General features: G+C 59.0%; 21 protein-coding genes. 14 read left to right on the top strand and 7 right to left on the bottom strand.

Features of this window, described 5'->3' with window-relative positions:
• Window positions 1–103: 103 nt before the first annotated feature.
• From ACLF6L_RS09125 to ACLF6L_RS09100, 6 genes are all read left to right on the top strand, one after another.
• The gene (locus tag ACLF6L_RS09125; RefSeq protein ID WP_412851504.1) at window positions 104–1,546 is read left to right on the top strand and encodes an ImmA/IrrE family metallo-endopeptidase; all 1,443 of its coding nucleotides are present in this window, start codon (window positions 104–106) and stop codon (window positions 1,544–1,546) included.
• A gap of 60 nt (window positions 1,547–1,606) precedes the next feature.
• Window positions 1,607–2,902, top strand: coding sequence for a hypothetical protein (locus ACLF6L_RS09120; protein ID WP_412851503.1), 1,296 nt, complete (start codon window positions 1,607–1,609; stop codon window positions 2,900–2,902).
• Between the two features lie 145 nt (window positions 2,903–3,047).
• On the top strand, window positions 3,048–3,464 hold the full coding sequence (locus tag ACLF6L_RS09115; RefSeq protein ID WP_412851502.1) for an SAM-dependent methyltransferase: 417 nt from the start codon (window positions 3,048–3,050) through the stop codon (window positions 3,462–3,464).
• Window positions 3,461–4,768, top strand: coding sequence for a KGGVGR-motif variant AAA ATPase (locus ACLF6L_RS09110; RefSeq protein ID WP_412851501.1), 1,308 nt, complete (start codon window positions 3,461–3,463; stop codon window positions 4,766–4,768). The genes ACLF6L_RS09115 and ACLF6L_RS09110 overlap by 4 nt, the downstream gene beginning before the upstream one ends.
• Window positions 4,761–6,197 (top strand): hypothetical protein, encoded by a 1,437-nt coding sequence (locus ACLF6L_RS09105; RefSeq protein ID WP_412851500.1) that lies wholly within the window; start codon window positions 4,761–4,763, stop codon window positions 6,195–6,197. Before ACLF6L_RS09110 ends, ACLF6L_RS09105 begins: the two co-directional genes overlap by 8 nt.
• A 50-nt stretch (window positions 6,198–6,247) precedes the next feature.
• Window positions 6,248–8,539 carry a glycosyltransferase family 2 protein gene (locus ACLF6L_RS09100; RefSeq protein ID WP_412851499.1) on the top strand — a complete coding sequence of 764 codons (2,292 nt, stop codon included), beginning with the start codon at window positions 6,248–6,250 and terminating at the stop codon, window positions 8,537–8,539.
• 14 nt (window positions 8,540–8,553) lie between these two features.
• Here ACLF6L_RS09100 and ACLF6L_RS09095 read toward each other — a convergent pair whose 3' ends face one another.
• A complete protein-coding gene (locus ACLF6L_RS09095; RefSeq protein WP_412851498.1) occupies window positions 8,554–9,180 on the bottom strand; it encodes an SLC13 family permease in 627 nt (208 codons plus the stop codon).
• A 539-nt stretch (window positions 9,181–9,719) separates the two neighbouring features.
• Between ACLF6L_RS09095 and ACLF6L_RS09090 the strand changes: the two genes are divergently transcribed.
• Together ACLF6L_RS09090 and ACLF6L_RS09085 are read left to right on the top strand one after the other, a co-directional pair.
• Window positions 9,720–9,932 carry a HipA family kinase gene (locus ACLF6L_RS09090; protein WP_412851497.1) on the top strand — a complete coding sequence of 71 codons (213 nt, stop codon included), beginning with the start codon at window positions 9,720–9,722 and terminating at the stop codon, window positions 9,930–9,932.
• Window positions 9,929–10,738 carry a DUF3037 domain-containing protein gene (locus ACLF6L_RS09085; protein WP_238629992.1) on the top strand — a complete coding sequence of 270 codons (810 nt, stop codon included), beginning with the start codon at window positions 9,929–9,931 and terminating at the stop codon, window positions 10,736–10,738. Before ACLF6L_RS09090 ends, ACLF6L_RS09085 begins: the two co-directional genes overlap by 4 nt.
• A gap of 330 nt (window positions 10,739–11,068) precedes the next feature.
• Here the strand turns inward: ACLF6L_RS09085 and ACLF6L_RS09080 are convergent, their stop codons facing one another.
• Window positions 11,069–12,637 (bottom strand): ATP-binding protein, encoded by a 1,569-nt coding sequence (locus ACLF6L_RS09080; protein ID WP_412851496.1) that lies wholly within the window; start codon window positions 12,635–12,637, stop codon window positions 11,069–11,071.
• A 155-nt stretch (window positions 12,638–12,792) separates the two neighbouring features.
• Here ACLF6L_RS09080 and ACLF6L_RS09075 point away from each other — a divergent pair, with 155 nt between their 5' ends.
• The 6 genes from ACLF6L_RS09075 to ACLF6L_RS09050 all read left to right on the top strand — a co-directional run bounded on the left by ACLF6L_RS09075 (window position 12,793) and on the right by ACLF6L_RS09050 (window position 15,206).
• Window positions 12,793–13,245 (top strand): hypothetical protein, encoded by a 453-nt coding sequence (locus ACLF6L_RS09075; protein WP_412851495.1) that lies wholly within the window; start codon window positions 12,793–12,795, stop codon window positions 13,243–13,245.
• Window positions 13,232–13,498, top strand: coding sequence for a hypothetical protein (locus ACLF6L_RS09070; protein WP_412851494.1), 267 nt, complete (start codon window positions 13,232–13,234; stop codon window positions 13,496–13,498). The genes ACLF6L_RS09075 and ACLF6L_RS09070 overlap by 14 nt, the downstream gene beginning before the upstream one ends.
• A gap of 165 nt (window positions 13,499–13,663) precedes the next feature.
• Window positions 13,664–13,912, top strand: coding sequence for a UPF0175 family protein (locus tag ACLF6L_RS09065; protein ID WP_412851493.1), 249 nt, complete (start codon window positions 13,664–13,666; stop codon window positions 13,910–13,912).
• On the top strand, window positions 13,912–14,412 hold the full coding sequence (locus ACLF6L_RS09060) for a DUF3368 domain-containing protein (protein WP_412851492.1): 501 nt from the start codon (window positions 13,912–13,914) through the stop codon (window positions 14,410–14,412). Before ACLF6L_RS09065 ends, ACLF6L_RS09060 begins: the two co-directional genes overlap by 1 nt.
• Window positions 14,413–14,450: 38 nt before the next feature.
• The gene (locus tag ACLF6L_RS09055) at window positions 14,451–14,687 is read left to right on the top strand and encodes a hypothetical protein (protein ID WP_412851491.1); all 237 of its coding nucleotides are present in this window, start codon (window positions 14,451–14,453) and stop codon (window positions 14,685–14,687) included.
• 60 nt (window positions 14,688–14,747) lie between these two features.
• Window positions 14,748–15,206: a hypothetical protein gene (locus tag ACLF6L_RS09050; RefSeq protein WP_412851490.1), complete on the top strand. Its 459-nt coding sequence runs from the start codon at window positions 14,748–14,750 to the stop codon at window positions 15,204–15,206.
• A 40-nt stretch (window positions 15,207–15,246) separates the two neighbouring features.
• Here the strand turns inward: ACLF6L_RS09050 and ACLF6L_RS09045 are convergent, their stop codons facing one another.
• The 5 genes from ACLF6L_RS09045 to ACLF6L_RS09025 form a co-directional block, all read right to left on the bottom strand.
• The gene (locus tag ACLF6L_RS09045) at window positions 15,247–16,809 is read right to left on the bottom strand and encodes an ATP-binding protein (protein WP_412851489.1); all 1,563 of its coding nucleotides are present in this window, start codon (window positions 16,807–16,809) and stop codon (window positions 15,247–15,249) included.
• 42 nt (window positions 16,810–16,851) lie between these two features.
• Window positions 16,852–18,420: an ATP-binding protein gene (locus ACLF6L_RS09040; protein WP_412851488.1), complete on the bottom strand. Its 1,569-nt coding sequence runs from the start codon at window positions 18,418–18,420 to the stop codon at window positions 16,852–16,854.
• A 205-nt stretch (window positions 18,421–18,625) separates the two neighbouring features.
• A complete protein-coding gene (locus tag ACLF6L_RS09035) occupies window positions 18,626–18,895 on the bottom strand; it encodes a type II toxin-antitoxin system RelE/ParE family toxin (RefSeq protein WP_238618102.1) in 270 nt (89 codons plus the stop codon).
• A complete protein-coding gene (locus ACLF6L_RS09030) occupies window positions 18,892–19,122 on the bottom strand; it encodes a ParD-like family protein (RefSeq protein ID WP_238618101.1) in 231 nt (76 codons plus the stop codon). The genes ACLF6L_RS09035 and ACLF6L_RS09030 overlap by 4 nt, the downstream gene beginning before the upstream one ends.
• A gap of 22 nt (window positions 19,123–19,144) precedes the next feature.
• Entirely contained in the window at window positions 19,145–20,749 is a 1,605-nt protein-coding gene (locus ACLF6L_RS09025; protein WP_412851487.1) for an ATP-binding protein, read from the bottom strand.
• Window positions 20,750–20,782 lie beyond the last annotated feature (33 nt).

Here is a 20,782-nt window from a genome sequence, read left to right as displayed (position 1 = left end):
CGCCACGGATTGTCCGTGAGTTGCGTCGAAGGGCTGAGCTTGAGGGCTATGTCAAAGAGTTTGAAAAATGGCTGAATACCTACGGTTAGGAAGTCGAACTCAATTGGAGGTCGAGATCAAACTGGATCCGGCTTCTCATTCACATGATGCCGGGCTTGCCTGGGGGCAGATGCGTGTGTGGCTGGCAGGCAACTGTGTCTGGTGCCAGCAGTGCAGGGAGATGCAGTCAACGGACGCAGGAGCGGACGAACCAGCCGCAGTAAGATGGACATGGGTTGATCTGTTGCAAGGACTCGCCCGTATATGGCCCTGGCTGCGGCTTGAGGAGGGCTATCCCTTACCGCTGTCACCCGAGCATCCTGGGCAGTTGATGGGTGCTGCTGAAGAGCGCTGGCGGGATTTGGCCCAGGGGCAAGTTGAGGTGGAAGAGGATGCCCTTTACGATTTTCGCCAAAGGCATGATCTATCCCTACTGTTGCGGGGTATCTCCCTTCCTCCCTTGTGGTGGGTGAAGGAGGGACGCGAGGCGGTGTTTTGGTCGCCTGATTGCAGTGGACCTGTCAGGATGTCTCACCGGGAAGCATTATCTTTATGGAGTGAGGTGGCTGGTTTCCTGTGCGATGCGCTGGCTGAATCCGAAACACCTCGGGCCAAGGAAGCCGTTCGCCGTTGGCAGACTCGTAAAGAGGTTGGTGCGGCGCAATGTTTGCCGGTGATCAGTGGCATGGATTGGCCCGAATTGGCGGAGTTGGCAGGGACCAACGCTCATGCGGATATCGCGAATTTCCTTGAGTATGCCGTTCCTGCGCAGGGAGATCAGGAAGATGATCTCTTGCTGGGGAATGAACTCTTGATGGCGGCTCGAATGACAACCGGCTATGTCGGTGTCCAGCATCAACGCAAAATTTTGCTTGCCATCAAGGCTTTACCACGTTGTGCGACACCGACATTGGACGAGTTGTCCAAACTTGCCCCAACACCCCTTGAAGGTCAGCCTGCGTGGCAGCAAGGGTATGACCTGGCTCACTGGCTGCGTCCCGGTTTGGGTTTGGTTCCGGGGGACTTGGTGGAACCGGAGCATTACCTGAAAGACTGGGGGGTTGAGTTGCGAGATATTGACTTACCTGCTCCCCTGGATGCTCTGGCGGTATGGGGGCTCGCTCATGGACCGGCCATCTTGTGTAACACGCATGCCTTGTCACGCAGTTCCACTCGCAATGGTCGACGCACGGCGCTTGCACATGAGATCTGCCATCTGCTGCTGGATCGTGAGGGAGCTTTGCCTGTGGCGGAAGTGCTCCGCGGCGGATCACCACGCTGGGCTGAAAAACGGGCTAATGCATTTGCTGCGGAGTTTTTACTGCCCCGGGAGGAGGTGGCCCTGCGAGTTTCAGCGAGCAACGATCTACTCTCTACCCTGGAATTGATTGAGCAGCAGTTTCAGGTTAGCCGTGAACTGATCTGCCATCAATTATTTAATTCGACTATTGGCCTGGAATTGTCCCGTACTGAAAGACTGCAGCTTGAAAGCTGGAAGCGAGTCTGATGTGTCATCGGGTCTGCGTTTTTACACAACCAATCCCTCCCTCATTCGCTTCCATTTTTCATGAGCCGACACTATCGTATCGTTCTGCATATAGGCACCGAGAAGACCGGATCCACCGCCCTGCAGGGGGCTCTCTATCGTCATCGTATGCTGCTGCAATCCCATGGTCTGGCCTATTGGCATTCGCCTGGGCGACAGGAGGCTCGGGGCCTGGCTTCGGCGGCGCTGGATGATCAGGCAGGTGACGACTATCTCGAGCAGTTGGGTTGTATGGACACCGCCTCGCGCGAAGCGTTCCGGCAGCGCGAGCTGGCGGATTTGCAGTCCATGCTGGAAGGGCTTCCGCCATCCGTGCATACCGTGCTGATCTCCAGTGAGCATTTCCATTCTCGCCTCCGTCAACCGGGGCAACTGCAATGGTTGAAGCAGATTCTTGCGCCCTTTTCCCAGCAGATTGAGGTGGTGGTCTATCTGCGTCGGCAGGTGGATCTGGTGGCTTCTTTTTATTCCACGCATCTAAAAAACGGCGGCAGTCAGAAGCTGGAGAATGTGGCCCGATCCACCTGTCATCCCCGCAATCATTATTACAATTACCACATGGTGCTGGACCTTTGGTCGCGGGTTTTTGGCGAGGAGGCCTTGCGTGTGCGTCTGTTCGATGCATCTTTCCTGGAAGGTCGCACCATCCAGGAGGATTTTCTCTCGCTGGTGCAGTGCCCCGAGGTAGCTATCCATGCCATGTCTGCCCCCGAGCGGCATAACGAATCCCTGATCCCGGCAGGGCAGGTGATGCTGCGGGCGCTGAATATGCAGGTTGCGGGTCTGTCTCAGGATGAGGTGCAAGAGCATGACTGCCTGGAGGCCTTGCGTCATGACCTGATCCGGGAATACAGGGGTAGCGGACTGCAATTGAAGGCTGCGGACGCGAACTCTCTACAGACCCACTTCGAGGCCAGCAATGAATGGGTACGGCAGCGATGGTTTTCCGATCGGGCCCGGTTGTTCGATCCGGTGGAAGAGGCGTATGGTCAGGGGCGTGGGCCTCTGCAGGACATGACGAGTGCTCAATTGACCCTGGCGGAAGCAGTGGTGGCCGCCTTGGCAAAAAGGGTGGAAGAGGGGCAACCACTCACCGATCTCGACCCCTGCGCGAACTGGTTTCGGGATCTGGCCGTGCAACGGGAGACCTCGGCGCCGAACACGGCCTTGCGCTTGATGACTCTGGCTCATCGCATCCGGCCACGGGGCCCATTCATTGCGCGTAAGCTGGAGTTTTATCGCGAGCGTATGCCGGCGCAGCCATCCTCGGGGATGAATGCGCTGTGGCGCCACTTGCGGGATCTTTTGCGGTCATAAGGCCGCCGCCCCGACACCAACCTTGGCCCAGAACTCGATCTGATCGGCGCCGGATGATCTGCCCTGGGCCGGCTGGCATACCCGGGCTGGGGAGCAGTGGGTCCATCTGGTATCCTCGCTCGATTTGACCATCAGGATGTTGGGGATGCAGAGCGACTTTCTTGATGCCCATGACCGTCACTGGCAGGATGCAGAGATGCTGTACGCTGCGCAGCGGCTGGCCAATGCAGATCATCTCTATGGTATGGCGGTGGAGTGTGGCCTTAAGCGCTTGATGTTGGCTTTCGGGATGCCCTTCGATGACCAGAAGGGCAAGCCGGTCGAGAGCGAAGACCGGCAGCATGCCGAGCGTATCTGGGTCCGCTACGACACTTACCGGAGTGGATTCCACCAAGGCACGGAATATGGACTGTCAAACCCCAATCCGTTCGGGGACTGGCACGCATCTCAGCGTTATGCCAGGCAAAGTGAGTTTTCGATGCAGCGTGTGGATCCTCACCGCGTGGGCGCACAACAGGTGTACGAGTTGGTGCGTAAGGCCCGTTGGGAGGGTCTGATATGACCACTTTCGACATGATCGTGCCTGTGTTGCAAGAGGTGCTAGGGCCCTGTCCGCCGGTGGAACTTCAGGCTTTTGCGCCACTTATTGTTAATCGGGATCTCAATGGACGGGTGAGATTGGTGGTGCCGGCCGAAGTCTCCCAGCAGAGCGCGGCACGTGAAGTACTTGAAAAAGTTGCCGAAACGCTTTCTCAGCGTCTGGGCTGCCATGCCTTCCTGGCTGGGCAGATGGTGCTTTACGAAGAAGACATGGCCGCAGTGCGTCGAGGTACGCAACCGATGCCGCTTCCCGGTGTGAATGGTATTGAATTGATTGACCGGCTGGCCAGCGAGGGGCAGTGGGCACGAATTGCGCCGCTTTCTCCCGGCGCTCCGAGGGTGGTCTTCTTCTCCATCAAGGGGGGCGTGGGGCGCTCGACCGCCATGGCGGTTGCGGCCTGGTCCCTGGCACAGGAAGGCAAGCGCGTGATGGTGCTGGACCTGGACCTTGAGTCCCCCGGACTCTCGTCCGGTTTGCTGCCAGAGTCACGCCGCCCGGCCTATGGCATCACCGATTGGCTGGTGGAAGATCTGGTGGACAATGGCCAATCGGTATTTGCGGATCTCGTCGCGACCAGTACGCTGTCTCATGATGGTCAGATCCTGGTGGTGCCTGCTCATGGCGCGGATCCCGGCGAGTACATCGCCAAGCTGGGCCGGGTGTGGATGCCCAAGATGGGGCCAACCGGTCGGCGTGAAACCTGGTCCCAGCGACTCGGGCGCTTGTTGGATGAACTGGAACGGCGCTGGCAGCCGGATGTGGTTTTGATAGACTCTCGCTCCGGCATTGACGAGGTCGCTTCCAGTTGTGTCACGGACTTGGGCGCAACCTTGGTGTTGCTTTTCGCGCTGGATGGGGAGCAGACCTGGAATGGGTACCGGCTGATGCTTGACCATTGGCACCGCGCCGGCGTGGCTCATGAGATTCGGGAACGTCTGCAGCTGGTGGGGGCGATGATCCCTGAACTGGGGGCGCCGGACTATCTCGCCGCGTTGCGTGAACATGGCTGGGACCTGTTTTCTGAGCAACTCTATGATGAGGTGCCGCCGGGGAGGACCGGCGAAGGGCTGTGGAACTTTGATGATCGTGATGAGGCGGCCCCCCATCATCCCTGGCCGATTCGCTGGAACCGTGGTTTTGCTGCGCTGACGTCCCTTCATTCGCATCTGGAAACGCTGGACGAAGCATTGGTCAAGTCAACCTTTGGGCCCCTTCTGGAGGGTGTGCGGCTGGCCGTGATGTCGCCGGAGCATGCCAATGAGTGATGCTGTCCGGACTCGGGAGGCAATGCTGGCTGCCTTGCCGGTGGATACATCGCCAAGCGGCACTTGCTTGCCGTTGAGTCAGCTGTATGTGCCACCCACGCACCTCAAGGCACTGCGTATGGAGTGCCAGTTGGTGGTGGGAACCCGCGGTGTGGGGAAGTCCGTTTGGACGATGGCACTCGGTGATCTTGCCTTACGCAGGGCGCTTGGCTCTGCCGTGCCGGAGCTGGATCGTACGGCCATTCACGTCGGCTATTCAGAGCGTCCCGCACTGGATGACTATCCCGATGCGGATACCTTGGCTGCGTTGCTCTCGGCCGATCATGCCCCCTATCAGATATGGCGGGCGGTCATGGTGCGCTGGGTCGCCCGCTTGAGTGACCAGGGTGTGCCCATGGACAGTTGGGGCGCCACGGTGGATTGGGTGTTGAATCAGCCCGAGTCCGTCGCCAGGTTGATGCAGGTGGCGAGCCGGTACCAGATGAACCAGGGCACCCATGGCCTGATTCTGTTCGATGCCCTGGATCGGGTGAGTAGCGACTGGGTGCAGATGGATCGGGTGGTGCGCGACTTGCTCAGGGCCGTCTTATGGTTGAAGAGTTACCCCCATCTGTCGGCCAAGGTGTTCCTGCGCGAGGACCAGTTGGAGCGGACTGTGACCGATTTTCCCGATGCCTCAAAGCTGCTGGCAACCCAGGCCGAGCTTTCCTGGGCGCGTCATGACCTGCATGGGCTGCTATGGCAGTATTTGATCAATGGGCCCGGCGAACAGGGTGACATGTTGCGTGAGGTTTATTCGAGCGTGCAGCGCAGGCCGCCGATCCAGCAAGATGACCATTTTGCCTTGCATGAAGCCGCCAAACGCGACACTTCGGTTCAGCGCCAGTTATTCGAGGCTTTGGCGGGGGCCTGGATGGGCCGCGACCGGCGTCGGGGCATTCCCTATACGTGGGTTGTTGGCCATCTGGCGGATGGACAGGGGCGCACCTCTCCCCGCTCTTTCCTGGCCGCTGTGCGCCAGGCGGTGGAAGAGACGGGTAACCGTTACCCCGAGCATCGCCATGCGCTGCATTACGAGAGCATCAAGCGGGGTGTGCGCAAGGCGTCCGAGATTCGGGTCAACGAGTTGGCCGAAGATTACCCTTGGGTGCGCACCGTGCTGGCTCCACTTGAGGGGCTGACGGTGCCCATCGCCTTCGAGGTTATCCGGGAGCGTTGGTTGAGTACCTTTCCGGCCGATATCCTGGGATTGGATCTGGGAACTGGCTTGCCGCCGCAGCATCAGGCGCTGGGTTGGGAAGGCGTTAAGGATGACCTGTTGCGCATAGGGGTGTTCGAACAGCGCCGTGATGGCCGTATTGATCTGCCTGATCTTTATCGTGTGGGCTTTGGTCTTGGTCGGCGTGGCGGCATCAAGCCCAACTCATAAGTTGACTGCCCGCCTGCGCGAATCTCAAGCGACCTTACCGGAATGCCGCCATGCAGCTTGAGGGGATTGATCGTCTGCGCCGGTGCTTGGGGTTGCTGCGTGAGCCGGTGAAGTGTGTGGCTGTGTGCCATTCCCTGGAGCCACTGGGGCAGGGAAGCTGGAATGCGCTACGGGACAACCCGCATATGATCCTCCGGGATGACCTGCCCTGGGCTGGTTGGCATATGCTGGAGCTGGCGCTGTCTCACGAGCGTCACGTTTCGACGGCCTGCCTGTGGGTGGATTATGGGAGCGGGTTTTCCGAGGCCGATTCCTTTCTCCTGCAGGTGAAGTCCGGCCGCATGGCCAAGCGGCTGGTGTATTTTCCCAAGCGTCCCAAGCGGTTACGACTTTGCCCCGTCAGACATGCGGGGCAATTTTCCATCGAGGCGTTTCGTCTGGCGTGGCTCTCGCCCTGGTTTGCCCACAAGCGGCTTTTGCGCCGACTCTGCGGTGCCCATCCCCAGTGGCGCGGAAGAGACGTCGGCGAAGTTCTGGCCGGTTTGCGTGATGAGGCTGGCGAGGTGGGCGTGCCGTTCCGAGAGTGGCTTTGGTATCAATATGATCAGACTTTCCGCCGTCGTTGTACCCAGGCGGATTATGCCGTGTGGCTGGCCCATCATCCGATTTCGGATGAACGCGGCATCCGGCGACGCATTCGGGAAGTCGACGGCGCTCTGGGAGCGATGGGTGAGCCTGTGGATGGGTCCACGCGTCCGTTTTGCTCGGTGATTTTGCCGGTCATTGATCCGGATCCGCCGTTGCTGATCGAGTGTCTGGATTCGGTATTGTCTCAGCATTTTCAGGATTGGGAGCTGTGCATTGCCGTGGCTGCCTCGGCGCCCTTGGCGGTGTATCGGGTGTTGGATGAGTATGCCAATCGGGAAGCTCGCATCCGGCTGATGCCTCAGCCGGAGCGTGTGCCCGTCGATGACATTCCCGGTAGGGCTATGGCGATGGCACAGGGGCGATTTGTGGCCATGCTCGGTCAGGAGGACTGCCTGACGGCGGAGGCCTTACTGTGCGTGGCGGAGTTGGTCGCCGCTCATCCCGATGTGTTGCTCATCTATAGTGACGAGGACTGTCTCAATGTCTCGGGTGAGCGCGTTGCGCCTTGCTTCAAGCCGGCCTGGAATCCGGACCTGGCTTTGTCGCGGGATTATGTAGGTCATCTGACAGTGTTTGAGCGCCGACGGTTATTGGCGGTGGGGGGCTTGAGGGCGCATTGCGGGGGGGGCGTGATGCATGATCTCTTGCTGCGCTTTGTGAGGGATTTGCCGGGTTCCCGCATTCATCATGTGCCCCGTGTGCTGTATCACCGGCGCCTGGGGCAGGGTGGCTCTCGATGTGAGAACGAGGCGCATGACATGGGGCTTCGCGTGGTGTCTGAAGCGGTTGCCTTGATGTCGCCCTTGGCCCGGGTGGAGCCGGGGCGTGTTGTTCGCGGCTATCGTGTCCGTTGGCCGTTGCCGGATCCGGCCCCTCTGGTGAGTCTTGTCATTCCGACCCGGGATCGGGTCGATGTCCTCAGGCCGTGCGTGGATGCCTTGCTGGCGCGGACCCGTTATCCGAATTTCGAGGTGTTGGTGGTGGACAATGCCTCCCGTTGTCCGCGGACGCTGGCGTATTTATCCCATCTGCGCCGTGATCACCGTGTGCGGGTTTTAGGATGGCACCGGCCGTTCAATTTTTCGGCCATCAATAATTTTGCCGTGGGTCATGCCCGGGGAACGGTCATCGGCTTGATCAATAATGACATTGAGCCTATCAACGGCGATTGGCTGGAGGAGATGGTGTCTCAAGCCTGCCGGCCGGAAATCGGGTGTGTGGGTGCCAAGCTTTATTATCCCGGTGGCCGCATTCAGCATGGTGGGGTGATTTTGGGGATGGGGGTGATTGCCGGACATGCCCACCGGCATTTGCCGGGGGATGCGGCGGGGTATTGTGACCGTCTTCAGTTGGTCCAGAATCTGTCGGCGGTGACGGCTGCCTGTCTGGTGATGCGCCGCGAGGTGTTCGATGAGGTGGGCGGGTTTGATGAGTGCAATCTGCCGGTGGCGTTCAATGATGTGGATCTGTGTCTGAAGGTGCGCGAGGCGGGTTACCGGAATCTGTGGACGCCTTATGCGGAGGCTTATCATCATGAGTCGGCCTCCCGGGGGGAGGAAAAGACACCGGAGAAACGGCGGCGACTGGAGCGGGAAATTGCCTACATGCGGCGGCGTTGGGGCCGGGAGTTGGATCATGATCCGGCCTATAATCCGAATCTGACCCTGGCGCATGAGGATTTTTCGCTGCGGTAGTGGGTGTTTTTTGCTCAAAACGGAAACACCCACGGCGTCAACAACAACACCCCCGCGGAATAGGTCAGGCTCACCGGTAGACCGGTTTTGAGGAAGTCGCTGATCCGGTAACGGCCCGGTGTATAGACCATCAGGTGGGTCTGGTAGCCGTAGGGAATCAGGAAGCAGGCGCTGGCCCCGTAGGCCACGGCCATGATGAAGGGCATGGGATCGACGCCGAAGGCCTGGGCGGTACTCCATGCCACGGGAAAGGCCAATGCGGCGGCGGCGTTGTTGGTGACGGTTTCGGTCAGCAGCAGGGTCAGCAGGTAGCAGCCCACAAAGGCCGCATAGACACCGTGGCCGGTGAACAGGATTTGTATGCCTTGGGCGATCAGGGCGGCGGCCCCCGAGTGTTCCAGCCCCTGGGCAATGGCCAGGGCCGAGCCAATGATCATCCATAGATCGAAGGGAAAGCGCCGGCGGAGCTCGACGGGGCTGAGCACCCGTCCCAGCAGCAGCCCGCCCAGCAGCAACAGCAGGCCGTGGAACAGGGGGAGCAGTTCCAGGGCGAGGCCCGTCTGCAGCGTTTGCCGTTTCGCATGCCGGTGCAGTGGGTCAACCGTCCCAATGGAGCAGATCGTGTGTCTGTTCAGGATCATCGACTGGATGATCCAGCTGCCCAGAGAGCTGGAACCGGGGTTTGTGCAGGCGGTCTTTGCCATACAGGAGGAGAAGAAGATGCCTTACGTGAACACCATTGAACGCGTTGAGCGAGAGAAAGCGCTGGCGAGTTGCCTGCCTGGGCAGACGAACGCATAGCCGCTGCCACGGATGCCCAGCTGGATGATTGGGTGGTGCGGATTCTGGAGGCGGACAGCCTGGAGTCCCTGCTGGACAAGCATTGATCTGAGGACAGCGACCACACTATATAAGGCGCCCACTATTTTTGCTTCTCTCTTATCACCGTCACTCCCGCGAAAGCGGGAGTCCAGCGCGTGGTTTCAGTCTGCCACTGGATTCCCGCTTTGAGGAGACTGTGGATGCTGCTGATCAGTGATGCCAACATCATTATCGACTTGGCCGATGAACTGGTGGATGTGCAGGCTAAGGTTTATGCCCGCGACCTGTTTGGGAGTAATTAATCGCGCAGCTCCCGCTAGATTGCACTCTATACGGTATAGTGAGGGTTTGTTGTTCAATGCATTCAATAGAAATCGTTGAGATTTTGCGTCGATCAACCCAAGGAGTGACTGAGCCTTTCATTTGTCGTGGTGATGCCTGGGTTGATGCGATTCCTCAAGCCTGGTGGTATATTGACGAAGAACAAACATTGCCCGCCGAATTTGATTTAACGCAAATGTATGCTCATTTAAGTGAATTTAAAAATCCAAATTTCTGGAGAGTACCATGAGCCGTATGGCTTATCAGTACGCTATTTTGCGCTTTATGCCCTACGTTGAAACGGGTGAGTTTGCCAATGTGGGGTTGGTAATGGCCGCACCCGGCCAGGGTTTTTTTGCTTACCAGCTGCAAGAAAAACGTTACGCCCGGCTGACCCATTTTTTTAAAGATCTGGAAGGTACGACTTACATTGCTGCCATTAAGGCAATGCAAAAAGAGCTTAGCCGCATTCAGCAGTATGTAGAGACATGCCGCTATGGGAGTGCTGGTTTATTTGAAGAGCTTGTTCGTTCTCGTGAAACCATTTTTCGCTTTAGTGAACCAAGCCTGGTGCTTACCGATGCGCCTGAAAATAAACTGGCAGAACTTTACAGTCATTACGTTGAGCATGATTTTGTTACCCCTCAGTACCGTGAAACCCAGATGGAAAGCCGCTTACGCCAGCTCTTGATTCAGGCCGACTTGGCTGATCGTTTTAGCCAAAAAAAGTTGGGTGATGAGCAATATCGGGTTTCACTACCTTTTGTGGAGCAAAAAGAAGGTCGCTTGCTTAAAGCAATGAAGCCTCTTTTCTTGGGGCAAAAAGAAACCAGTAAAATTCTGGAAAAGGCTGGGCGCTGGCAATTCAGAGTCCACGAATTACAGCGCCGCCATCAGTGTCCTGAAGAGCTGCTTTTTGCTGTTGATGGACCAGAAGAGCAAGATACTCCGCAATATGCAGCCTACTTAAGTGCTCTGAAAATACTCAACGCACTTGAAGCAAAAGTGGTGCCCATGAATCAACATAACGCAGTGCTTGAGTTTGCTTTGGATTGACTGCTCTCCCGCCCTGGCTCTGAAGTGCAAGGAAAACAAAGGCTAGGCCAGCACTCAGAGCCTGACGTATCCCCACGAATTTCATGCAGGGAGCCCGGCGGCAAACACGGTTCGTATGGCTGATCTGATGCTGTTTAGGGTGTCGTCGCGGATGTTGGCGGATTCTCGCCGCAACACCCTCAAGCCCAGGAAAAAATGGGATAACACCCGTCGCTTGGCCGTGTTCGGCTGGTAATGACGGTGGCGTCCCTCATGCTCCGCCGCCAGGTTTGAATGCCGATGGGGAGTGGGAGCGGCCCTTGGCCACGAGCGATGCCCGAGATTGTCGCTTCAGGCCGTTTCCACATCGAATGCCACGATCTGCCGCTGCTCGCGGGAGAACTCCACGCCGATCAGGTGAATGGGTTTGCCGGAGGCGCGGTACTTGTCGGCATAGCCCTTGGCCTTGATCTGCTCCAGGGCCTTGCCTTCGGGCAGCTGCTCCACCACCTTGAACTCGAACAGGTAGAGGTGGCCGCCGAAGTCGACGGTCATGTCCACCTTGCCGTGGTGGCTGGCGTCTTCCACCGTGACCTGGACCCCCAGGGCGGCGAAGTGGCTGTAGAAGACGCTGGCGTAGTGGCCTTCGTACTGAGCAATGGGGTTGTTGCGGTACCAGTCGTGGGGCAGGCCGGCGTAAAGGGCCTTGAGGTGGGCCTCAAGGCCGGCCATGTCGGCGGCCTTGAGCAGGCGCGGCAAGCGGATGACCACATCATCGAAGACGGCATGGCTGACGCCCAGCGCCGGCAGCAGGGCCTCATTGAGGCTGATTTCCACCTCCTGGTTGGGCAGGCCCAGTTTGTAGAGGGGCCGGTTGGGGACTTCTTCGTGGATGTCCTTGAGGGTGAGGTAGCCGGTCTGGAACAGCAGGGCATCGGTGGAAATGTCATCCACATCGAAGCGGCTGAGCAGTGCCGGTCGGCTGTGCCAGGCGGTGAGCTCGGGGGTGAAGACGCCGCGTTCCTTGAGCAGGTTCACCAGGAAGGTGGGCGTCGCGCTTTCGAACCAGTAGGGGCCGAACTGGCGCTTCTGCAACAACAGCAGCACATCGAAGGGGTTATACACCGAGGGCGTATCCGTCCCACCCCAGCGGTAGCCGTTATACCAGTCCCGGATCTCAGCCCGATCCAGCCCCGGTAACTCCGCCGCGAACACCGTATCCACGTCTTCATCCGTATAACCGCAAATGTCCGCGTAGGGCTTGTCCAGGGTGATGTCGTTGAGATTATTCAGCCCCGAGAAGAGGCTCACCTTGCTGAATTTGGACACACCGGTGATCAGCACCAGATGCAGGTGCGGGTCGGCGTCCTTGAGTACGCTGTAGAGGTTCTTCAGCCCCTCGCGCAGTTCGCGGGCACGCTCGGGCTCCAGGATGTTATCCAGGATGGGCTTGTCGTACTCGTCGATCAGGACCACCGCCCGTTCGCCATACTGGGTGTGGGTATCGCGAATCAGCGCGGAGAACTCTCCTGCAATGTCTGTCTCGCGCTGCAGTGATACCCCTAGACGCTCCCGTTCGCTGAATAACTGGTCACGAATCCGTGTGTCGAGCTCCTCCCGGTTGCGCATCACGCCGCTGCCGAAGCTGAGGCGAATCACGGGGTGGGTCCGCTGCCAGTCCCAGCGGTCGTGGATGTAGAGCCCCTCGAAGAGTGCTTGGTGACCCTCGAACAGGCAGCGCAGGGTGTCCAGCAGCAGGCTTTTGCCGAAGCGTCGGGGGCGGGAGAGGAAGTAATACTTGTTCTGGTGGACCAGGCGCTCGATGATCGGCGTCTTGTCCACGTAGTAGTAGCCCCCTTCACGGATCTCGGAGAAGGTTTGAATGCCGATGGGGAGTCTGAGGCGCTGTTGGTCAGCCATGCCTGGCCCTCCAGGGATAAGTCTTGTGCCGGCGGCAGTCTATCATGGCCTTGGTGGTGGTCGTTGTCGTCATCTTTTATCTTCATCTTCATCGCCACGGCCACGGCCACCGTCACCGGCATTATCATCGTCACTCCCGCGAAAGCGGGAGTCCAGTGCACGGTTTCAGTCTGCCACTGGATTCCCGCTTTTGCGGGAATGACGGACAAGATGCCGACAGGCCCACGGACCACGACAGCCCCTGGAAGGAAGCCCTGGAGCACTACTTCCAGGAATTCACACAGCTGCTGTTCCCGGCGATCCACGGTGAGGTGGACTGGTCCCGGGGTTACAACCCGATGGACAAGGAACTGCAGCAGATCACGGCAGACGCCAACACGGGTCGACGCCACGCGGACAAGCTGATCCAGGTGTATGCCCAGGATGGTAGCGAGACCTGGGTGCTCATTCACGTGGAAGTGCAGGGCGAGCCGGCGGGAGCAGATCGTGTGTTTGTTCAGGATCATCGACTGGATGATCCCGCTCCCCAGAGAGCTGGAACCGGGGTTTGTGCAGGCGGTCTTTGCCCTACAGGAGGAGAAGAAGATGCCTTACGTGAACACGATTGAACGCGTTGAGCGAGAGAAAGCGCTTCAGCAGGGGGTTGAGCAGGGGATGGCGCAGGGGATGGCTCAGGGGCTTGAGCGAGGTCGCCATCAAGGGGTGGAAGGTACCCTGCGCAAGCAAGCATCCCTGAAATTTGGAGAGATACCTGACTGGGCAGACGAACGCATAGCCGCTGCCACGGATGCCCAGCTGGATGATTGGGTGGTGCGGATTCTGGAGGCGGACAGCCTGGAGTCCCTGCTGGGCAAGCATTGATCTGACACAAGTACGCGTGCTGTTGCGGCGCCTCACACATTGATTTTTTGTAAATATCCTCTTATCTCACGCCAATGTGTACTCAGTTGTTTTGGATGGTTTGATCGTCAAGGCCTATGTCGGGAGTATACTATGGCATGCCGGCACTTCATTGAGGAAGTCGAGATGCGCACGACATTAACTATCGAGTTACCCATGGCCGGGCTGCCATCTCCTGCGGAGATGTCAGAAAATTTTGCAGATGAAGCCCGCTTTTTGCTTGCCGTTAAACTTTTTGAACAAGGCCGCATTTCTTCGGGAAAAGCCAGTCGATTATGTGAAATGGGGCGTGTTGAGTTTTTGCTAGCGGCAAGTCGTTCTGGGGTGCCCGTAGTTGATATGCAGGGTGATGAGCTTGAAAACGAGTTTGCCTGATGCTGATTGAACATCGTGCCGTAATCAACTCTGGCCCTCTTGTTGGGCTATCGCTCGCCGGACGTTTGGATTTGTTGCCAGCGTTGTTTGCCGAATTCTGGATCCCGGAACTTGTCTATAACGAGGTTGCCGTGGCAGGTATTGGTCGACCAGGGGCGAACGCACTATCTGATAGTCGCTGGGCAGTCCATGTGCGGCCTTCACCTGAACCTGATCCTCTCTTGGTTGCCGAGCTGGATCCTGGCGAAGCAGCGGTCATCACACTTGCACGAAGTTTATCGCCATGTCTCGCGGTCATTGATGAAAAGCGAGGGAGAAAGATCGCCCGCCATGTCTACGACTTACCTGTCAAAGGAACGGCGGGCCTCTTCGTCGAAGCCCATCGACGTGGCCTGTTGGACGAGGTAAGGCCTGTTTTGCTCGATTTGCGACGTGCTGGTTATTATCTCTCCGACACTGTAATCAACGCTGCCTGTACGGCATGTGAAAAGGGAGTGTAGCTCGCGTGTGTTGGATGGTAGCTGTCAGGGTGAACAGGGTGAAGGTGTTTGCGCGCCCACATGCCCCTCAGTTACAGAAGTATCTGCAGGACATGGTGCGGGTGCTGGCCGCAGCCCATGAAATGACGGGTGATCTGGATCGTGCGGCGTTCTTGCTGCGTAACGAGCCGCTCCGGACCTTTGACTACAAGACAGCTGAAGCGCTGGTTCAGGAGGGTCGCACGGATGCCGTTGTGGCCTATTTGCAATCGCTGGCGGGCGGCGCGGCGGGATGATTGAGCTTGCCGTGGACCGCGAGCGGTTCCCTGCCTGGTATCGTTTGATTCTCCCCAGATATGCGGGCGCACCGCTGTCGGGCCAAGGCGCGGCGCGTCAAGGATGGCGCCACGCGCAAGGACGTCAAGATCGCCCTGGTTCGGCTGCTGTACGAACGGGGATACAGTCGGGAGCAGGTCGTGTGTTTGTTCAAGATCATCGACTGGATGATCCAGCTGCCCCGAGAGCTGGAACCGGGGTTTGTGCAGGCGGTCTTTGCCCTACAGGAGGAGAAGAAGATGCCTTACGTGAACACGATTGAACGCGTTGAGCGAGAGAAAGCGCTTCAGCAGGGGGTTGAGCGAGGTCGCCATCAAGGGGTGGAAGGTACCCTGCGCAAGCAAGCAACCCTGAAATTTGGCGAGTTGCCTGCCTGGGCAGACGAACGCATAGCCGCTGCCACGGATGCCCAGCTTGATGATTGGGTGGTGCGGATTCTGGAGGCGGACAGCTTGGAGTCCCTGCTGGGCAAGCATTGATCTGACCCCTTGGCCGCGAGCGATGCCCGAGATTGTCGCTTCAGGCCGTTTCCACGTCGAATGCCACGATCTGCCGCTTTTCCCGGGAGAACTCCACGCCGATCAGGTGAATGGGTTTGCCAGAGGCGCGGTACTTGTCGGCATAGCCCTTTTGCTTGATCTGATCCAGGGCCTTGCCTTCGGGCAACTGCTCCACCACTTTGAATTCGAACAGGTAGAGGTGGCCGCCGAAGTCGACGGTCATGTCCACCTTGCCGTGGTGGCTGGCGTCTTCCACCGTGACCTGGACCCCCAGGGCGGCGAAGTGGCTGTAGAAGACGCTGGCGTAGTGGCCTTCGTATTGGGCAATGGGGTTGTTGCGGTACCAGTCGTGGGGCAGGCCGGCGTAAAGGGCCTTGAGGTGGGTTTCCAGGCCGGCCAGATCGTGCTGCTGCAAGTGCTTGAACAGGGTGCGGCGTTCGCGTGGGCCGTTCTCGACGCCCAGTGACGGGAGCAGCGCGTGGTTCAGGCTGGTCTCCACCTCGTGGTTGGGAAAGCCCAGGGTGTACTGGCGGTAGCCCAGCATGGGCTCCTTGATCTGCTTGATGGTCAGGTAGCCGGTCTGGAAGAGCAGGGCGTCGGTGCTGATGTTGTCAACATCGAACTGGCTGAGTAATTCGTATTCTGTCTCCCACCGGTCCAGCGAAGGGGTGAAGACCCCGCGTTGCTTGAGGACATCGACCAGGAAGGTGGGCGTGGCGCTCTCGAACCAGTAGGGGCCGAACTGACGATTTTGCAAGAGCAGCAGTACATCGAAGGGGTTGTAGACGGAGTTGACCTCCTGCCCGCCCCAGCGGTAGCCGTTGTACCACTGGCGGATGGCCTCGCGGTTCAGACCGGGTAGCTCCGGGGCGAACACGGCGTCGACGTCTTCGTCGGTATACCCGCAGATCGTGGTGTATTCCGGTAGCAGTGTGATGTCCCTCAGGTTGTTCAGTCCCGAGAAGAGACTGACCTTGCTGAACTTGGAGACGCCGGTGATCAGCACTAGATGCAGGTGCGGGTCGGCGTCCTTGAGTACGCTGTAGAGGTTTTTGAGACCTTCGCGCAGTTCGCGTGCACGATCCGGTTCCAGAATGTTGTCGAGGATGGGTTTGTCGTATTCGTCGATGAGTACGACGGCGCGCTGTCCGTAGTGGGCGTGCGTCTGGCGAATCAGCGCGGAGAACTCTCCTGCAATGTCTGTCTCGCGCTGCAGTGATACTCCCAGGCGTTCACGCTCAAGGAACAACTGGTCACGAATCCGTGTGTCGAGCTCCTCCCGGGTGCGCATCACGCCGCTGCCGAAGCTCAGACGAATCACGGGGTGGATCCGCTGCCAGTCCCAGCGGTCGTGGATATGGAGCCCCTCGAAGAGTGCTTGGTGACCCTCGAACAGGCAGCGCAGGGTGTCCAGCAGCAGGCTTTTGCCGAAGCGGCGGGGGCGGGAGAGGAAGTAGTAGCCGCCGATCTTCGCCATGGAGTCGATCAGGGGGGTTTTGTCGACGTAGTAGTAGTGGCCCTTGCGCAGCTTTTCAAAGGACTGGATGCCGATGGGGAGTGTGAGGCGCTGATGGTTAGCCATGCCTGGCCCTCTAGGGACAAGTATCCTGCCGGCGGAAGTTTATCATGCCGTTTCCACGTCGAATGCCACGATCTGTCGCTGTTCGCGGGAGAACTCCACGCCGATCAGGTGAATGGGTTTGCCGGAGGCGCGGTACTTGTCGGCATAGCCCTTGGCCTTGATCTGATCCAGGGCCTTGCCTTCGGGCAGTTGCTCCACCACTTTGAATTCGAACAGGTAGAGGTGGCCGCCGAAGTCGACGGTCATGTCCACCTTGCCGTGGTGGCTGGCGTCTTCCACCGTGACCTGGACCCCCAGGGCGGCGAAGTGGCTGTAGAAGACGCTGGCGTAGTGGCCTTCGTATTGGGCAATGGGGTTGTTGCGATACCAGTCGTGGGGCAGGCCGGCGTAGAGGGCCTTGAGGTGGGTTTCCAGGCCGGCCAGATCCTGGCGCTGCAGGGTGTCCATCAGGCCCAACTGGTGGGTCTGGGCCTCGCTGTGGCCGATACCCAGTACGGGGAGCAGCAGGTCGTTGAGGCTGCTTTCCACCTCCAGGTTGGGGAACCCCAGCGTGTAGAGCCGGTAGCCCAGCATGGGTTCCTGCACGTCCTTGATGGTGATATAGCCGGTCTGGAAGAGCAGTCCTTCTGTGGTGATGTCGTCGACGTCGAAGCGCCCGAGCAGCTGGGCCTTGGCCTGCAGCCGGTCCAGCTGAGGGGTGAAGACCCCGCGCTGCTTGAGAATATTCACCAAGAAGGTGGGCGTGGCGCTCTCGAACCAGTAGGGGCCGAACTCGCGATTCTGGAGCAGTAGCAGCACATCGAACGGGTTGTAGACGGAGTTGACCTCCTGCCCGCCCCAGCGGTAGCCGTTGTACCACTGGCGGACGGCCTCCCGGTCCAGGCCGGATAGCTCGGGGGCGAATACCGTGTCGATGTCGTCATCGGTATAGCCGCAGATCGTTGAATACTCGGGTAGCAGTGTGATGTCCCTCAGGTTGTTCAGTCCCGAGAAGAGACTGACCTTGCTGAATTTGGACACACCGGTGATCAGCACCAGATGCAGGTGCGGGTCGGCGTCCTTGAGTACGCTGTAGAGGTTTTTGAGACCTTCGCGCAGTTCGCGGGCGCGCTCCGGTTCCAGAATGTTGTCGAGGATGGGTTTGTCGTACTCGTCGATCAGGACCACCGCCCGTTCGCCATACTGGGTGTGGGTATCGCGAATCAGCGCGGAGAACTCTCCTGCAATGTCTGTCTCGCGCTGCAGTGATACTCCCAGGCGTTCACGCTCGAGGAACAACTGGTCACGAATCCGTGTGTCGAGCTCCTCCCGGGTGCGCATCACGCCGCTGCCGAAGCTCAGACGAATCACGGGGTGGGTCCGCTGCCAGTCCCAGCGGTCGTGGATATGGAGCCCCTCGAAGAGTGCTTGGTGACCCTCGAACAGGCAGCGCAGGGTGTCCAGCAGCAGGCTTTTGCCGAAGCGGCGGGGGCGGGAGAGGAAGTAGTACTTGTTCTGGTGGACCAGGCGCTCGATGATCGGCGTCTTGTCCACGTAGTAGTAGCCCCCCTCACGGATCTCGGAGAAGGTCTGAATGCCAATGGGGAGTCTGAGGCGCTGTTGGTCAGCCATGCCTGGCCCTCCGGGAACATGTATCGTGCCGGCGGCAGTCTATCATGGCCCCTAGTGGTTCTTCGCTTGTGTGGGTTTGGCAGCTGCGAGCACAGGGACTATATCGTCCGTACTTTCCGCTGGCCTACCATGTGGCGCTGTGAAGGGCACCGAGGTGGACAAGCCCAGGAATCTCACCAAGAGTGGGGCGGCCATGGCGAGGTGATCAGCGTTTGAGGTTGCGATAAAAGTTCTCGTGGGTGCCGATCAGCAAGAGCAGTCGGGTTGCCGGGTCGTACTCGTAGGCGAGCAGGAATTGTTGACCGACGCATGGGAATTTGTAGACAAACACACCGGCAAGATCGCCCTTCTTGGCCTCGCCCCGCTCAGGCTGGTCGATGATGGTTGTGATTGCAGCGTCGATGGCGGCCTGCTGGTTGCGCTGAAGGCGCTTGTAGGCACGGCTGAAGGCGTTGGTTTGCAGGACCGTGATCATTCCCGGGAAAGGCCTTCCGGAATAAAGGGTATGGCCCGTTCGCGGCCTTCTGCGCGAGCGATGAGCAAATCGCGTACGAACTCGACCGGCAGGTCGGGATTGTCGAGAGCGGCCTTACCCACTTTGGCCCAGAACTCGATCTGACCGGCGATGGTGCGGCATTCCGCCCGGGCCTGGGCCTTGGCACTTTCGTACAGTTCGTCTTCGATGCGGACAGGCATGCCCATGATCTTCTCCTGATGGGATTTGCTACTTTTGTAGTCTGCCTTGTCCTCCTCCCTGTGTCAAAAGGGTTTCTACGTCGAATGCCACGATTTGCCGCTGCTCGCGGGAGAACTCCACGCCGATCAGGTGAATGGGTTTGCCGGTGGCCCGGTATTTGTCGGCATAGCCCTTTTGCTTGATCTGTTCCAGGGCCTTGCCTTCGGGCAGCTGCTCCACCACCTTGAACTCGAACAGGTAGAGGTGGCCGCCGAAGTCAACGGTCATGTCCACCTTGCCGTGGTGGCTGGCGTCTTCCACCGTGACCTGGACCCCCAGAGCGGCGAAGTGGCTGTAGAAGACGCTGGCGTAGTGGCCTTCGTACTGAGCAATGGGGTTGTTGCGGTACCAGTCGTGGGGCAGGCCGGCGTAGAGGGCCTTCAGGTGGGCTTCGAGGCCGGCCATGTCTGCGGCCTTGAGCAGGCGCGGCAAGCGGATGACCACATCATCGAAGACGGCATGGCTGACGCCCAGCGCCGGCAGCAGGGCCTCATTGAGGCTGATTTCCACCTCCTGGTTGGGCAGGCCCAGTTTGTAGAGGGGCCGGTTGGGGACTTCTTCGTGGATGTCCTTGAGGGTGAGGTAGCCGGTTTGGAACAGCAGGGCATCGGTGGAGATGTCGTCCACATCGAAGCGGCTGAGCAGTGCCGGTCGGCTGTGCCAGGCGGTAAGCTCGGGGGTGAAGACGCCGCGTTCCTTGAGCAGGTTCACCAGGAAGGTGGGCGTCGCGCTTTCGAACCAGTAGGGCGCGAGTTCACGTTTCTGGAACAGTAGTAGGACATCGAAGGGGTTGTAGACGGACGTGACCTTGCCGCTACCCCAGCGGTAGCCGTTGTACCACTGACGGATGGCGTCCCGGTCCAGGCCGTGCAATTCCGGGGCGAACACGGTGTCGATGTCTTCGTCGGTATAGCCGCAGAGGGTGCTGAAGGGGGCATCCAGGGTGATGTCGTTGAGGTTGTTCAACCCTGAGAACAGGCTGACCTTGCTGAACTTGGACACACCGGTGAGCAGTACCAGATGCAGATGGGGATCGGCGTCCTTGAGCACGCTGTAGAGGTTCTTGAGGCCCTCGCGCAGTTCGCGGGCACGCTCGGGCTCCAGGATGTTATCGAGGATGGGCTTGTCGTACTCGTCGATAAGTACGACGGCGCGCTGTCCGTAGTGGGCGTGAGTCTGGCGAATCAGTGATGAAAATTCACCGGAGATGATCTCGGCTGGTGGTTGGGGGAGCGCCAGTTTTTCTCGTTGTACTTTCAGTTGATGCCAGATGTGGGCATCCAGTTCCTCGCGACTTTTGACGATGCCGTCGGCAAAGCTGATGCGGATGACCGGGTGTGTTGTCTGCCAGTCCCATTTGTCATGGAGGTAGAGTCCTTCGAACAGGGCTTGGTGCCCTTCGAACAGGCAGCGCAGGGTGTCGAGCAGCAGGCTTTTGCCGAAGCGGCGGGGGCGGGAGAGGAAGTAGTAGCCGCCGATCTTCGCCATGGACTCGATCAGGGGGGTCTTGTCGACGTAGTAGTAGTGGCCCTTGCGCAGCTTTTCAAAGGACTGGATGCCGATGGGCAGTGTGAGGCGCTGTTGGTCAGCCATGCCTGGCCCTCCAGGGACAAGTTTTGTGCCGGT

This window comes from Ectothiorhodospira shaposhnikovii, from assembly GCF_047222355.1.
GTDB lineage: Bacteria > Pseudomonadota > Gammaproteobacteria > Ectothiorhodospirales > Ectothiorhodospiraceae > Ectothiorhodospira.
The sequence above is the reverse complement of the archived record's forward strand: the minus strand, read 5'-3'. Positions and strand labels throughout refer to the sequence as shown.

What these genes read in the sequence shown, in the direction of transcription:
- ACLF6L_RS09025 (WP_412851487.1), bottom strand. Translation starts at nt 20,749, where the DNA reads ATGGCTGACCAACAGCGCCTCACACTGCCCATCGGCATCCAGTCCTTT.
- ACLF6L_RS09030 (WP_238618101.1), bottom strand. Translation starts at nt 19,122, where the DNA reads ATGGGCATGCCTGTCCGCATCGAAGACGAACTGTACGAAAGTGCCAAG.
- ACLF6L_RS09085 (WP_238629992.1), top strand. Translation starts at nt 9,929, where the DNA reads ATGAGCCGTATGGCTTATCAGTACGCTATTTTGCGCTTTATGCCCTAC.
- ACLF6L_RS09105 (WP_412851500.1), top strand. Translation starts at nt 4,761, where the DNA reads ATGAGTGATGCTGTCCGGACTCGGGAGGCAATGCTGGCTGCCTTGCCG.
- ACLF6L_RS09050 (WP_412851490.1), top strand. Translation starts at nt 14,748, where the DNA reads ATGCGGGCGCACCGCTGTCGGGCCAAGGCGCGGCGCGTCAAGGATGGC.
- ACLF6L_RS09120 (WP_412851503.1), top strand. Translation starts at nt 1,607, where the DNA reads ATGAGCCGACACTATCGTATCGTTCTGCATATAGGCACCGAGAAGACC.
- ACLF6L_RS09095 (WP_412851498.1), bottom strand. Translation starts at nt 9,180, where the DNA reads ATGATCCTGAACAGACACACGATCTGCTCCATTGGGACGGTTGACCCA.
- ACLF6L_RS09115 (WP_412851502.1), top strand. Translation starts at nt 3,048, where the DNA reads ATGCAGAGCGACTTTCTTGATGCCCATGACCGTCACTGGCAGGATGCA.
- ACLF6L_RS09065 (WP_412851493.1), top strand. Translation starts at nt 13,664, where the DNA reads ATGCGCACGACATTAACTATCGAGTTACCCATGGCCGGGCTGCCATCT.
- ACLF6L_RS09040 (WP_412851488.1), bottom strand. Translation starts at nt 18,420, where the DNA reads ATGGCTGACCAACAGCGCCTCAGACTCCCCATTGGCATTCAGACCTTC.
- ACLF6L_RS09100 (WP_412851499.1), top strand. Translation starts at nt 6,248, where the DNA reads ATGCAGCTTGAGGGGATTGATCGTCTGCGCCGGTGCTTGGGGTTGCTG.
- ACLF6L_RS09060 (WP_412851492.1), top strand. Translation starts at nt 13,912, where the DNA reads ATGCTGATTGAACATCGTGCCGTAATCAACTCTGGCCCTCTTGTTGGG.
- ACLF6L_RS09080 (WP_412851496.1), bottom strand. Translation starts at nt 12,637, where the DNA reads ATGGCTGACCAACAGCGCCTCAGACTCCCCATCGGCATTCAAACCTTC.
- ACLF6L_RS09090 (WP_412851497.1), top strand. Translation starts at nt 9,720, where the DNA reads ATGCATTCAATAGAAATCGTTGAGATTTTGCGTCGATCAACCCAAGGA.
- ACLF6L_RS09035 (WP_238618102.1), bottom strand. Translation starts at nt 18,895, where the DNA reads ATGATCACGGTCCTGCAAACCAACGCCTTCAGCCGTGCCTACAAGCGC.
- ACLF6L_RS09045 (WP_412851489.1), bottom strand. Translation starts at nt 16,809, where the DNA reads ATGGCTAACCATCAGCGCCTCACACTCCCCATCGGCATCCAGTCCTTT.
- ACLF6L_RS09110 (WP_412851501.1), top strand. Translation starts at nt 3,461, where the DNA reads ATGACCACTTTCGACATGATCGTGCCTGTGTTGCAAGAGGTGCTAGGG.